Genomic DNA, 13,100 nt, shown 5'->3' on the forward strand with positions numbered 1-13,100 from the left:
CATCAGTGCCTCGCGTGCATCAGGACCCGTGCAACGCCAGGTGGGCAGCGAGCGTGGCACCGAGCTCGCGACACGCGGCCAGTTGGTCGGAATCCGGCGTCCCGATCACCGAGAGAGGTTCGGCGACCTGTCGCCAGTCGAGCCCGGTGGTGATCGTCTCCACCGCCCGGAGTGCACCCGTGGTGTCGTTGTTGCCGTGCACGTAGACGCCGTACGGACGACCTGTCGTGGCGTCGAGACACGGGTAGTAGATGCGGTCGAAGAAGTCCTTGAGAGCACCTGACATGTAGCCGAGGTTGGCGGGCGTTCCGAGCAGGTAGCCGTCGGCCCCGACCACGTCGGTCGGCGTGGCGGTCAGGGCCGGTCGCGCTACGACGTCGACACCCTCGATGGTCGGGTCACGGGCACCGTCGTGTGCGGCGTCGAACATGTCCGCCAGCGCCGGTGACGGCGTGTGATGGACGATCAGGAGCGTCGGCACAACCTCGCGAGGGTGCCGGATCCGCGGACGGTACGCAAGGTCCGTTCGACGTGGCAATCCGGTCGACGTGTCGACGCCTCCACGCCGACGACCCACGACTTCGATGGCGGCCACCGACGGCTCTACCGTGGTCCCGTGCAGCCCGAACCCCGCAGTGGAGACGTGCCCGACCCGGCGGCTACAGCAGAGGATCGGGACACCGCATTGACGCGCTTTCAGAAGCTCGCTGTGACGACGATTCTCGCCACGCTGCTCCTCGTGGCGTTCGGGGGGTACACCCGAGGCAGCGGGAGTGGCTTCGGCTGCGCCGATCGTTGGCCGCTGTGTGAAGGGGGAGCGCTCGGCGGTGTGCTGCCTCGCACCGAGTTCCACATGATCGTCGAGTGGACCCACCGCTGGTTGGCGGCCTCCGTGGGAGTGCTCGCACTCGTGACGGCGTATCTCTCATGGCGCGACCACAGGAACGACCGCCGCGTCCTGTGGCCGGCCGTCGGCGCGGTGGTACTCATCGGGATCCAGGGCTACATCGGGCGGGTCGTCGTGGTCGAGGAGCTCGACTCCGACTGGGTGACCCTCCATCTGACGATGGCGATGGCCATCATCGGCCTTCTCGTCGTCGCGCTGGTCAACAGCTTCTTCACCGCCGGGCGCCGGCCTGTCACGGTGAGGGACCCCGATCCCGCATGGTCACGGTGGCTCGCCGCCGGCGCGCTCGGATCACTGGTCGTGCTGCTCCTCGGGTCCTCGGTGCACAACCGCTACGTCAACGGCTGGCCGCTGGTGAACGACGAGCTGATTCCCGAGTTCTACAGCAGAGTCGTCACGTTGCACTTCCTGCACCGTGTCGCTGCCGGAATCGTTCTCGTACTGCTCGTCTACCTGGCCGTCTCGGTGATTCGGCGCCGACGGCCCGTGATCGAGGTGATCCTCGTACACGGCGCGCTGGCGTGCTACGTCGTCAATGTGGCGCTGGGTGCCGCCCACGTGTTCACGTTCGTCCGATCGAGTGGCCTCGTGTCGGCACACCTCGGGGTCGCAACGCTGGTCTGGACGCTGCTGCTGAGCGCGGCCGTGCTGACGCGGCGCCTCAAACTCTCCTTCCCGACTCCGGCTGCCGCTCGCACACCGGCACCCGGGACCCCTGTCGGAGTCTGAACGAGACCGGACTCAGCGGTCGACGAACCGCGTGCGGGCCGACTCGCTGAGCCGGTCGAGGGTGCCGGACCTCGACGAAGTGGGTGGGAAGGAAACGCCTTCCGGGCATCTCACCTCGCCGAGCGTTCTCCGGGTCTGCCCGCCCACTCACACGTCGGACACCAGCTCCAGCGCTTCGGTCGACTCGATGGTGGCCGCAGCCCGCGTGAACATCGCCTCGATCAGCGCACGCCCTCGCGGATTCTTCGACTCCCAGCTCCGGAAGGCCGCCACCGGATACACCAGACAGGCCAGTAGTGCGGTCCGGTACTCGCGCCAGGTTGTGCCGAAACGCGAAGGCGCGCCGTGGGCTCCCAGCCCGGCGACGTACCGCTCGACAATCCGGAGATCTCGGCTGCGTCGCCGGGTGGGACCGACGGACTGGCTGACGAAATACGCCAGATCGAACGCGCCGGCGCCGAGGCCGGCGATCTGGAAGTCGGTGACGATCAGCCCGCCGCGGTCGACGAACAGGTTGTCGGCCCGGAAATCGCCGTGGAGAAGCGTCGGACGCTCCATGAGCCGTCGGAGCAACTCCCCGCACTCGACGCTCCAGCGGTCGCCGAACCTCGAGAGCTGCGGACTGATCCGATCGCCACAGACCTCCCGGGCAAGCTCCCAACCCGGCTCGAACAGCATCGGAAGCACCGTCGGGTACACGGGATCTGACAGCGACCTGCACACGGACCCGACCGACGACACGAGCGGGGTGTTCTCGAAGCGGGCGTGCTGGGCGGCCAGCGCGTCGATCCCGAGACAGACCTCACGCCACATCGCACCCCGGACCTGGTCGACAGGGCGCGCCCTGCGCAGGTCTTCGAGTACGAGCGTCGTGGCGCGGCCGTCGTCGGACACCGCCGCCAGGAACACCTCCGGCGTCCTGTACGGCAGTTGCCCGGCGATGTTCGTGTACATCCACACCTCGCGGTGGTAGAAGCCAAGGAGCTCGGCAGCGAGGAGCTGCTCGGGATCGGTCGTGGCGATCTTGACGACGACGCTGCGAGGACCAGGTGAAGGCTCCACGGCGAAGTCGAGGTGGACCCTGTACACACGACTGAGCAAAGCGGAACCCTGAGCGATCTGTTGCACCGAAACGCTCGTCACTTCACCACGCCGAGCCCGAAGCTCGGAGAACGGAGTCAGCCATGCGGGCGTGAGCTGTGAGGGTTCGGTGAAGGACTTCACCGGAGCGCGTCGACGTCGGAACCGCGCGCCGAGAGCGCAGTCATGGCGACGCCCGTGCCGGATCGATCCGTTCGCGATCTCGCCAAACGGCGGCGACTCACGGACCGTTCCGTGAGCGACGTCGCCTCGCGCTCTCCGGGATGGGGCGTGGATGTCGGAAGGAAGACGACGCGCCATGACCGACTGGAGGAACACCGATCCAACGACACAGGTCTCGGCGAGCGGGGCTCCAACCTTCGATCGCCAGAATCATGTCGGCGAGAACGATCGACGACGAGCGCCCGGCCTGCGATGGCGATGCCGAGATGTTCGCTCGATGTCGCGATCCGTGCCGTTTCGGCTGCCACGTCGCGAAGAAGGGCGAGGACCGCCACGAATACGACGCCGACCGAGCATGAGCACCGGTGACGTGGCCCGATCCATGAGCACCACGACGGCGCCGGCAACCAGAAGGAGGCGCTGAACATACAGGTTGCCGTGCGACCGTGGCGGACCAAAGTCGTCCTCTTGTCGTAGAGGCTGTCACCGTGCTCGTCTCGGAAGTCCTTTAGAGTCCAGCCGTCCGAGGAACCCGAGATACAAGCCGACCAGGAGCACCGGGGCTCAGCGTGCCGTTCGGCACCGGTCATCGCCGCCGCCCCCACGAGATAGGGAACAGCGACATACCCCAGCGGCAGGAGAACCGACGTCACCACCGCGGCCACTCAGACGGAACGGCGGCAAGGAATACGCTACGGCCGCTGTCGAGCACCAGGCCACACGCCACGACAACCAGAGCCATGCGTCCCAGCAATGCAGCTGCCGAGAGGGAAACGATGCCGGAGATGGCGGCGACACCGACGAGGTGGCCACGCTCGACAGCACGCGCCGCGAGCATCCGACGTGGATCATCGACCAGGTTCGCACGGTCGATCTCCGCGTCGACGATGTCGTTGAGCGCCACGGCGAAGAGCATCCAGGCACCAACAGCACCGATCGCCAGGTACAGGCGAGGCGTAGATGGCAGGTGGCCCGTCTGAGCCATACCGACAACGCAGCACAAGGCCAGCAGAACGGTGAAGGCCGGGCGGTTGAGGCTCCGCACGATCAGGATGCCGCGCCTCATTTGTTCGATCCGAAGTCTCGCATGGCCCACATCAACAGAAGGATGTAGCCCATGTAGCCGATCACCACGGCTCCGACCACGCCGAGGAACACGGCAAAGATCCTCCACATCAGCGCAGCGAACCGGCGCCCGATCGAGTTTCCGGGTTTCAGGGTCATGGTCTGTCCTTTCGTGACGTGGGCGGGCGCCCACTGTCGGTTTCGACCTCAGGTTTCGAAGCCGCGAGCTCGTCACAGAACAGCCCCGTGAACGAGCTCTGCGTCGTGACGAAGCCACCTTTCGATCGCGTCCGCGCACGCCGTCGGGCCGAACGCCAGGTTGAACCGTCGATCCGCGATCCGGCGGCCGGACACCTTCTCGTCGTCGTTGTCCCGGAGTCGGGCGTGTAGTTCCGCGGGCTCGTAGCTGCGTTGGCAAAGGCGCTGCGTCAGGAGATGCGAAGGTGCATCGATCTGGTACACGAGGACGTTGGGGTGGAACTGCTTCATCTGGGGGACCAGACCCGCGCGGAGCATGACGCAGTCGACGGGACCGTGGTCCGCCCATTCGATGCTCGGCAGTCCGTACCAGGCGGGCAGCCCGAACATCTGGACGGTGTGGAGGAAGAAGCCCTCGTGGCGACGCCGCAGGAACTCCTCGTCGGACACGAAGCGGTGTTCGGGCGAACCGTCCAGCTCGTCAGCGCGCCGCTCTCGGGTCGTCCAGGTCGGGTGGAGACGGATGACCCACCGGTCCGCGAGAGTGCGGGCCACCGTGGACTTGCCGGCGCCCGACGGGCCGATCAGAGCGAGCAGGGGGCGACGCACGGGAATCACCGCCGGCCCAGTTCGAAACGGGCGAACAGGGCCATCTGGCCGGCGAGGAAGACACCGGGAAGCAGCAACCACAGCGGCCGCTGCAGCCACCATGCCGCTGTCGGCTCCGTCAGCAGAACGCCACCGAGCAGCTGGAACACACCGATGGCGAGCACGAGCGCTGTCATGTGCCACGTGAAGACCGTCATCGACACGGCGTTCGCAGCCACGACGGCCTTCCACGGCCGTCGGTGCGCCAGCCAACGGTTCAGCGCCGGACGAAGGAGAAGGGCGAGCCCCGCCTGGAAGGTCCCGAGTGCGGCGATGCACGCGTTGGGCGGGAACATGTTGCTCATCCCGTCACCCGCCACGGCCACCATCGACCGTGGGTAGGGCCCGACCGTCGTGAGGAGTAGGAGAGCGGCGAGGCCCCCGACTGCGAGCATCCAGGGTGCCCGCCGCGATCCCGACGTGAGCGTGCCGTCACCGTAGAAGTAGCCCAGCTGGTGGATGAACACGAAGACGAACAGCACGTTGGCGAAGCCGACGACCTCGGCGCCGAGACCAAACCGCAGGAGGTCGACGACAACGACGAGTAGCGCCAGCCCCAGCAGCGTCAGGTACGGGGCTCGCTCGTGGAGCCGCAGTGTCACGGGCGCCACGCAGACGACCGCCGCGTACGTGCCGAGGAACCACAGTGGGACGAACACGACGAACCCCCAGTGGAGAACCCCGCTGTACCCGGGACGAAGAGCACCGATGACGAACTCCACCGCGATCCAGACACCGACCAGGACGGCGACGGGCTTCAGGAGCCTCTTGAGCCTCGAAGCCAGGAAGGCGCCGTGCGGGAGACCGTTTCGCTTCGCCGCGCGCCACGACACGTAGTTGGCGAACCCGCCGACGAAGAAGAACAGCGGCATGATCTGGAGCACCCATGTGGCGATCCAGAGCCCGGGAACGTCGCCGATCGGGTTCGGCATCGTGAGCGCGCCACTCGACTTCCACTGCGTGATCGAGAACACCCAGTGCCACGCGACGACCACGGCGATGCTGAGCGCCCGCAGGAAGTCGACGGTGCGGTCACGGCCGGCCGGTGTGGCGTCGACCATCGTGTCGATGGCCGAGGTCATGCGGGTCGTCGGGTACTCGGGGGCGGATGGAGACGTACGTGTTGATGTCATGTCCTCGACGATGACGAATCGGCCGTCGTGCCGGAATCCAGCGTTCCCCCCAAAGCCCACTGGGGAAGCCCCCAGGGGGCCGGTCCCGGCCTCCGAACGGCCTGGTTCCTAGGCTGGCCGCCATGGAGACAGGGCTTCTGCGGGGTCTGGCGGCCTTTCGCTGGGCCGCATGGGTGTGGGTCACGACCGTCACCGTCGTGGGCCGGGACGACCTTCAACGCCCCTGGCTGGCGTGGCTCCTCCTACTGGCGGCGCTGGCCGTCACGGTGCGGTGGACGTTCCTCCTCCGCCGGAAACCGGCCGACATGCTCACACCCGCCACGATCGGCGTGGAACTGGCGGTCGGGATCGCCCTCGTCGTCTGCGACGGCTGGGCGTACGCCCCCGGTCATGCCTTCGCCACCTCCCAGTCGCTCGGTGTGGCGTGGCCGCTCGCCGGCGTTCTCACGGCCGGCATCGCCTGGGGTTCGGCGGCGGGGGCGATCGCAGGCGCCGCTCTCGGGTTCGCCCGACTGGGGGGAACGCTGGCCAACGGTGTCGACCTCTCGTCGGTGACCGGCAACCGCATCACCTCCATTGTTTCGACCGGCGTCGTCTACGCGCTGGCGGGTGCGATCGCCGGCTACGTCGCCATGCTCCTGCGCAGGGCCGAGCGACAAATCTCCGCCGCCCGGGCACGTGAGGAGTTGGGTCGAACCCTCCACGACGGTGTGCTCCAGACCCTGGCGGTCGTCGAGCGACGAACGGATGATCCGACTCTGGCCGGGCTCGCGCGCGAACAGGAACGCGAGCTGCGGGAGTACCTCTTCGGTGATCCCGCAGCGACCATCGGTGGTGGTGGCGACCTCGGATCGACGCTCCGGCGGGCTGCGGGGCGCTTCGAGGACGCCTACGGAGGCCGTGTGCAGGTCCTCATCGCCGACGACGTCCCGTCGCTGACAGACTCCGAGCGTGACGCCGTCGCCGGCTCGGTCGGCGAGGCCCTCACGAACGCAGGCAAGCACGGTGAAGCCTCCCAGGTCACCGTGTTCCTCGAGCCGGACGGTCGAGGTCTCTTCTGCTCCGTGAAGGACGACGGCGTCGGGTTCGACCCCGAGACGACACAGGAGGGAATCGGCGTGACACAGTCCATTCGCGGTCGGATCGACGAGATCGGCGGTCGAGTCGAGATCCGGAGCCACCCGGGCAACGGAACGGAGGTGTGCCTGTGGATCCCGTGACGGTCGTGCTGGCCGACGACCATCCCATCTGGCGCGACGGCGTGGCACGCGACCTCGGCGAGGCCTTCCACGTGGTGGGTGAGGCCTCCGACGCCACCGAGGCCATCGAGCAGATCCGCGAACACGGGCCCGACGTCGTGGTGTGTGACCTCCACATGCCGGGCGGTGGCGGGATCAAGGTCGCCAAGGAGTGTGGCGAGCAGACCCGCATCGTCATTCTCACCGTGTCAGAGCAGGAGCGGGATCTGCTCGATGCCGTTGCAGCGGGTGCCGTCGGATATCTCGTGAAGTCGATCCGGGGAGACGAGCTTCGCAGGAACCTGCTCCGCGCCGCCGACGGGGAGCCGGTGTTCTCCCCTGCCCTGGCTGCGCTCGTGCTCGGGGAGTTCCGGCGGATGTCGAAGGACGCCACCGGCGAGAATCCGCTGTCGGAGCGTGAGCGCGAGGTCCTCCAGCTCGTCGCCCGCGGCCACACCTACAAGCAGATCGGCGAGGAGCTGTTCATCGCCGAGAAGACGGTCGAGAACCACGTTCGCAACATCCTCGGGAAGCTCCGCCTCAACCGAAAACAGGAGCTCATCCGCTACGCCCTCGAACACGGCATCGAGTAGCTCTTGGGGCTCCCCACGTTTCTTTGGGGGGTGAACCGGATGGGAACGCCGCAGTGGGTACCGCATGCTCACGGGCATGACCACACCACACCGTTCCACTGATTCCCCGCAGCGCCGTCGGGCCATCGACGTCGCCCGCGCCGGCGCGCTCCTCGTTGTCGTTGTCGGCCACCTGGCGCTGGCCGTCGTCGACCGACCCGGCGGAGAGCTGCGGGCCACGAACCTCCTCGCCCTCCGACCCGGATGGGCCTGGATCGCCGTGGCAGCGCCGATGCCGGTGTTCTTCGCGGCCGGAGGATGGGCCAACGCCACGACGACGCTCGCGGCCTCGGCAGTTCGACTCCGTCGGTTGGTCGGGCTGGCCGCCGTGGTCGTGGTGGTGTGGTCCGCGGCGGTGCTGGTCGCCTCGTTGCTCACGGGCGACGCCGGTCCTCTCCGGGGCGGTGCACGGGTCGCCACGCAGCCCTTCTGGTTCCTGGCTGCCTACGTTCCCCTCGCTGCGTTCGGTGGTCCCCTCGCGCGCCTCGCCGCACGACGACCGGTCGTCTCGATCGGGATCTGCCTCGAGTTCCTGGCTCTCTCCGACCTCGCGCGCCTGGGCGTCCGCGAAGCCGAATGCCTGGGATGGATCGGATTCTTCGTCGCATGGACCGTCCCGTGGCTGGCCGGCGCGTGGTGGCGTGACCGCTACGAGAGGGGCGTCTTCCGCGAACGTCGGACCGGTCTGGCGCTCCTCGGGGGTTTCGGAATGGCTGCCGCCGTTCTGGTGTGGATCGGCGGCTACGAGGTGCCCCTCATCGACGCCGTTCCGGGTGGGCGCTCGAACACCTCGCCCCCGAACCTCTACACGGCCGTCGTCGCCATGGCCCAGGTCGGTGTTCTCATGGCCGTGGCGTCGGCGCTCGACGGCCTGTATCGCAGGACCCGGGCGTTCTGGGATCGGATGGGCGCACTGTCGGTGGGCGTCTACGTGTGGCACCTGAGCGCGCTGGCGCTGTGCGTCGGGCTCCTCGCACTCGGGCTTCCGGCCGTGGACCGCCTCACGACGGCGTGGTGGCTCACCCGGCCGTTCTGGTACGCCGCCGTTCTCGCTGCGACGTTGGGTCTGGTCACCGCAACGGCAGCGGTCGCTCGCCGGCTACCGCACCGGCAGCGGGCGGCGGGTTCCGCACGGCTGCCGGCGCTCGGAGTACTGGCAGCGACGGCCGCCGGCGCCGTCGCAGGCCTGCACGGGCCCGTCGATGCCGAATCCGCCGTCGCCATGACGACGCTCTTCGTGGCTGCCTGGTGGCTGTTCTCTCCGTCACACTCCGCCGTGGTCGAGGAACCATGCGCGGGCCAACTCGGTGACCCGGTCGAGGGCGCCGGGCTCCTCGAAGAGGTGGGTGGCACCCGGCACGATCTCCAGGCGGCACTCCCCTCCGAGTAGCTCGGCGGCCTGCCGGTTGAGGTCGATCACGACGTCGTCTCGGCCACCCACGATGAGCAGTGTGGGTGTCGACACCGACGACAGTCGTGGGGCCGCGAGATCGGGCCGTCCACCGCGCGACACGACGGCAGAGACACCGGACTCGGGATCGGCCGCGGCCCACAACGCCGCACCGGCGCCCGTGCTCGCGCCGAAGTAGCCGACGTCGACGTCGCCGAGACCGGGGACCTCGCGCAGCCATCGGGTGGCGCCGACCAGCCTGTCTCCGAGCAGACCGATGTCGAAGACGTTTCCCCGATCCGTCGACTCCTCGTCGGTCAGGAGGTCGAACAGGAGCGTGCCGAGTCCGTGGCGGTTCAGATCGTCGGCAACAGCACGGTTGCGGGGGCTGTGCCGACTGCTCCCGCTCCCGTGGGCGAAGACGACCACCGTGTCGGCACCGTCAGGGACCGTGAGGTAACCCGGCAAACCGACACCCACGGCGGAGACCACGACCTCGTCGTCACGGAATCCACCGCCGACCGCTGACGGACGCGAGTCCCGCACAGGCACTCCTCCCCTCGGAACCTGGGTGCTCCCGTTCCCGACCGACAACCCTCCCACGGCAGGGCGGCATCGTCCATGTGCTCGCCCCGCGTGTGTGCCAACTGATAGAAGCACCACGTGATCACCGAAGGCAGTACCAGCCCCGCCGTCGCCGCGGCGGGCCTCACCAAGACCTACGGCAGCGGCGAGACGCTCGTACGGGCGGTCGACTCGGTCGACTTCGAGATCGGTGCCGGTGAGTTCGTCGTGCTGCTCGGGCCGAGCGGCAGCGGCAAGACGACCATGCTCAACATGATCGGCGCCATCGAGGAGCCGACCGGGGGTTCGATCCGCGTGTCGGGAACCGAGGTGGCGGATCTCGACCGCAGCGGCCAGACCGAGTACCGCCGCGGCACCGTCGGCTTCGTGTTCCAGTTCTACAACCTCGTACCGACCCTGACCGCTCTGGAGAACGTCCAGCTCGTCGCGGAGCTCTCCACCCGTGAAGCCTCCGAGGAGCGCAGTCGTCGCCGCCTCGAGGAGGTGGGGATCGGGGAACGTGCGGATCACTTCCCCGCACAGATGTCCGGTGGCGAGCAGCAGCGTGTGGCGATTGCCCGTGCTCTCGTGAAGGATCCCCTCCTGCTGCTCTGCGACGAGCCCACCGGGGCTCTCGACCTCGAGACCGGGCGTCAGGTCCTGGGTCTGCTACGCGAGGTGTGCAACCAGGGCCGCACGGTCCTCACGGTCACGCACAACTCGACGATCGCCGACATGGCCGACCGGGTGATGCGCCTTCGTGACGGTCGGCTGGCGGATGTCAGGGTGCAGGACGACCCGACCCCGCCCGGGGATCTGGAGTGGTGAGAGCCCGGGGGCGGGCCGACATCGTCGTCGTCGACCACGAGACGGCCGACACCCGATGAGGATCCTCACCCGCAAGTTGCGGCGTGATCTGCGGCGACAGTCGTGGCAGTTCGCAGCCGTCGCTGTGACGATCGTCCTCGGGATCACGCTCTTCGCCGCCTCCTTCGACGCGTTCCGGAACCTCAGTCGCTCCTACCACCGCACCTACGAGCGACTGGCGTTCGCCGACCTGACCGTGAGCGGCGGCGACGACGGGCAGTTCAGCGTCGCCGCTGCCGGGACCGACGGTGTGGCGGCGGTCGCCGGGCGGCGCCAGGCCGACCTCCCCGTACGGGTCACCGACGACGAGAGGTTCTACGGGCGCATCGTCGGCATGCCCGTCGATAATCAGCCCGCCGTCGACCAGGTCCAGGTCACCTCCGGTGAGTACCTGTCGTCGGACGAGCCCACCGGCGTCCTCGTCGAGCAGCACATGGCGGACCACTTCGATCTGACACCTGGCGACACCCTCGACGTGCTCCTCGGCGAGGGGTACACGACCGTGACCGTCGTGGGTACGGTGATTTCCGCCGAGTACCTCTGGCCGGCACGCAGCCGCCAGCAACTCTTCACGACCCCCGACGATTTCGGCGTGCTGTTCGTCCCCGAGTCACTCGTCCGGCAGGCACCTGCCGAGGCCCAGGTCACGCAGACCCTGGTGCTCTACGACGACGACACCGACAGCACGTCGTTGGACGACGAGCTCGCGAAGGTCGCCGCTGATGCGGAAGCCACCGACATCCAGACCCAGGCGGAGCAGCCGTCGAACGCCGCGCTGAGCGAGGATCTCCAGGGGTTCGAACAACTGTCGTTCATGTTCCCGGTGCTGTTCCTCACGGCAGCGGGACTGGCCACGCTCATCCTCCTGAACCGGATCGTGCGCGCCCAGCGACCGCAGATCGGCACGCTCATGGCCAACGGCCTGGGAGCCACCACCATCCGGAGGCACTTCCTCGCCTACGGGCTCCTCGTCGGCACCGCCGGAGCGATCATCGGTGGCGTCCTCGGGCTCTTGCTCGGTCGGCTCATCACCGGCGCCTACACGAGCGCCCTCAGCATTCCCGACACGGTCGTCGGCTTCTACCCCCTCACGCTCGCGGTGGGGATCATCTTCGGCGTCGGCATGGGCGCTGTCGCGGCGTTCGTCCCCGCTCGCACCGCGTCGCGGATCCGTCCCGCCGAGGCGATGAACCCGCACCCAACGGCGACACGAACGGGCCCGAGCCTCGTCGAGCGGCTCCTGCCTCCCGTTCGCCGGCTGCCGATCCGCTGGCGCATGTCGCTGCGCGGTATCGGACGCAACAGGCGCCGTGCAGCCTCCATCGTGATCGGTGTCGTTCTCTCGCTCACGCTGATCCTGGCGTCCTGGGGCATGCTCGACACGACGCAGATTCTCGTGAACGAGCAGTTCAACGAGATCCAGCACGACGACGCCCAGGCGTTCTTCACTGTCCCCGTCGACGACTCGGTCACCTCGGCCGTGTCGGCGACCGAGGGCGTGGAGGACGCCGAACGCGTCGTCGCCCTCAACGCCTCGATCGCGCACGGCGACGAGCAGTACGCCACACAACTCCAGGCGTTCCAGCACGACACGGCGATGCACACCTTCACGACGTCATCGGGGACCATTCCGCTGCCCGACGAAGGCGTCTTGGCCGGTTCGGCGGTTCGCAGCCTGATCGGTGCCGATGTCGGCGACGACGTCACCATCTCCTTCTCGTCGCCCGAGACGACCATCACGACGACGATCGCGGGCTTCGTCGACGAGCCACTCGGCACGCTGCTCTACATGGACCAGGGACAGCTCGTCGAGGCGCTGGCGGCCGCGGACCCGTCGGTGTCCTCCGACGCGCTCACCTCGCCGGCTGTGGCGTCGGTGATGGCGATCTACGACGACGGTGCCGACGCCGACGCCGTGCAGTCACATCTCCTCGATCTCGACTCGGTGGCGGCAGTTGTGTCCACCCGTTCACTCCTGGACGCCGTGAACGGAGCGCTCGCGCTCTTCTACGTGTTCGTGGGGATCATGCTCGTCTTCGGAGCCAGCATGGCGTTCGCCCTGCTCTTCAACATGATCTCGGTCAACATCGCGGAGCGGTCGGTCGAGCTCGCCACGATGAGGGCGAACGGTCTGGCGGTGCGCGAGGTGAACCGTCTGATGACCGGCGAGACGCTTCTCCTCACACTCATCGGAATCCCGTTGGGCCTGGTTGTGGGCTACGGGGTGTCGGCGGCCTTCATGGCGAGCTACAGCTCCGACCTGTTCGACTTCAGCCTCCAGATGCGCTCCACGAGCCTCTTCTTCGCCGCGGTCGCCATCGTGGTCACGGCGTTGGTTGCCCAGTGGCCGGCCCTTCGGGCCGTCCGGCGCATCGACATCGCTGCCATCGTGAGAGAACGCGCGGTCTGAGCGACCCGCCCGTCACAGCCCGCGACCGGGTTCTCCGCGACACAGGGCGAGGACCG

General features: G+C 68.1%; 11 protein-coding genes and 1 pseudogene. 5 read left to right on the forward strand and 7 right to left on the reverse strand.

All coding sequences use genetic code 11. The features are described 5' to 3' along the window. Positions 1 to 19: 19 nt before the first annotated feature. Positions 20 to 481, reverse strand: a complete 462-nt coding sequence (locus R3A49_07665) for a flavodoxin (protein ID MEZ5170607.1) — start codon at positions 479 to 481, stop codon at positions 20 to 22. Between the two features lie 228 nt (positions 482 to 709). On the opposite strand from R3A49_07665, the gene R3A49_07670 reads away from it, so the two are divergent. Then, positions 710 to 1,636 carry a COX15/CtaA family protein gene (locus tag R3A49_07670; GenBank protein MEZ5170608.1) on the forward strand — a complete coding sequence of 309 codons (927 nt, stop codon included), beginning with the start codon at positions 710 to 712 and terminating at the stop codon, positions 1,634 to 1,636. A gap of 147 nt (positions 1,637 to 1,783) precedes the next feature. On the opposite strand, the gene R3A49_07675 is transcribed toward R3A49_07670, so the two are convergent. The 5 genes from R3A49_07675 to R3A49_07695 all read right to left on the reverse strand — a co-directional run bounded on the left by R3A49_07675 (position 1,784) and on the right by R3A49_07695 (position 5,943). After that, complete coding sequence (locus R3A49_07675) at positions 1,784 to 2,737, reverse strand: phosphotransferase (GenBank protein MEZ5170609.1); 954 nt, start codon at positions 2,735 to 2,737, stop codon at positions 1,784 to 1,786. An 811-nt stretch (positions 2,738 to 3,548) separates the two neighbouring features. Next, positions 3,549 to 3,965, reverse strand: a complete 417-nt coding sequence (locus tag R3A49_07680; protein MEZ5170610.1) for a UbiA family prenyltransferase — start codon at positions 3,963 to 3,965, stop codon at positions 3,549 to 3,551. Beyond that, positions 3,962 to 4,123: a hypothetical protein gene (locus R3A49_07685; protein ID MEZ5170611.1), complete on the reverse strand. Its 162-nt coding sequence runs from the start codon at positions 4,121 to 4,123 to the stop codon at positions 3,962 to 3,964. Before R3A49_07685 ends, R3A49_07680 begins: the two co-directional genes overlap by 4 nt. Before the next feature lie 72 nt (positions 4,124 to 4,195). Beyond that, positions 4,196 to 4,771 carry a hypothetical protein gene (locus R3A49_07690; GenBank protein ID MEZ5170612.1) on the reverse strand — a complete coding sequence of 192 codons (576 nt, stop codon included), beginning with the start codon at positions 4,769 to 4,771 and terminating at the stop codon, positions 4,196 to 4,198. Positions 4,772 to 4,776: 5 nt separating this feature from the next. Continuing rightward, a complete protein-coding gene (locus R3A49_07695; GenBank protein ID MEZ5170613.1) occupies positions 4,777 to 5,943 on the reverse strand; it encodes an acyltransferase in 1,167 nt (388 codons plus the stop codon). A gap of 122 nt (positions 5,944 to 6,065) precedes the next feature. On the opposite strand from R3A49_07695, the gene R3A49_07700 reads away from it, so the two are divergent. Both R3A49_07700 and R3A49_07705 read left to right on the forward strand, forming a co-directional pair. Further along, positions 6,066 to 7,163 (forward strand): ATP-binding protein, encoded by a 1,098-nt coding sequence (locus tag R3A49_07700; protein MEZ5170614.1) that lies wholly within the window; start codon positions 6,066 to 6,068, stop codon positions 7,161 to 7,163. Then, complete coding sequence (locus R3A49_07705; GenBank protein MEZ5170615.1) at positions 7,151 to 7,774, forward strand: response regulator transcription factor; 624 nt, start codon at positions 7,151 to 7,153, stop codon at positions 7,772 to 7,774. The genes R3A49_07700 and R3A49_07705 overlap by 13 nt, the downstream gene beginning before the upstream one ends. Before the next feature lie 1,303 nt (positions 7,775 to 9,077). Here R3A49_07705 and R3A49_07710 read toward each other — a convergent pair. Further along, positions 9,078 to 9,710 (reverse strand): annotated as a pseudogene (locus tag R3A49_07710) (dienelactone hydrolase family protein). Positions 9,711 to 9,866: 156 nt separating this feature from the next. Between R3A49_07710 and R3A49_07715 the strand changes: the two are divergent. Beyond that, the gene (locus R3A49_07715; protein ID MEZ5170616.1) at positions 9,867 to 10,595 is read left to right on the forward strand and encodes an ABC transporter ATP-binding protein; all 729 of its coding nucleotides are present in this window, start codon (positions 9,867 to 9,869) and stop codon (positions 10,593 to 10,595) included. A gap of 55 nt (positions 10,596 to 10,650) precedes the next feature. Then, complete coding sequence (locus R3A49_07720; protein MEZ5170617.1) at positions 10,651 to 13,044, forward strand: FtsX-like permease family protein; 2,394 nt, start codon at positions 10,651 to 10,653, stop codon at positions 13,042 to 13,044. Positions 13,045 to 13,100: the final 56 nt, after the last annotated feature.

This window comes from Acidimicrobiia bacterium (assembly GCA_041394025.1).
GTDB lineage: Bacteria > Actinomycetota > Acidimicrobiia > IMCC26256 > JAOSJL01 > JAOSJL01.

What these genes read in the sequence shown, in the direction of transcription:
- R3A49_07700 (MEZ5170614.1), top strand. Translation starts at nt 6,066, where the DNA reads ATGGAGACAGGGCTTCTGCGGGGTCTGGCGGCCTTTCGCTGGGCCGCA.
- R3A49_07720 (MEZ5170617.1), top strand. Translation starts at nt 10,651, where the DNA reads ATGAGGATCCTCACCCGCAAGTTGCGGCGTGATCTGCGGCGACAGTCG.
- R3A49_07685 (MEZ5170611.1), bottom strand. Translation starts at nt 4,123, where the DNA reads ATGACCCTGAAACCCGGAAACTCGATCGGGCGCCGGTTCGCTGCGCTG.
- R3A49_07680 (MEZ5170610.1), bottom strand. Translation starts at nt 3,965, where the DNA reads ATGAGGCGCGGCATCCTGATCGTGCGGAGCCTCAACCGCCCGGCCTTC.
- R3A49_07695 (MEZ5170613.1), bottom strand. Translation starts at nt 5,943, where the DNA reads ATGACATCAACACGTACGTCTCCATCCGCCCCCGAGTACCCGACGACC.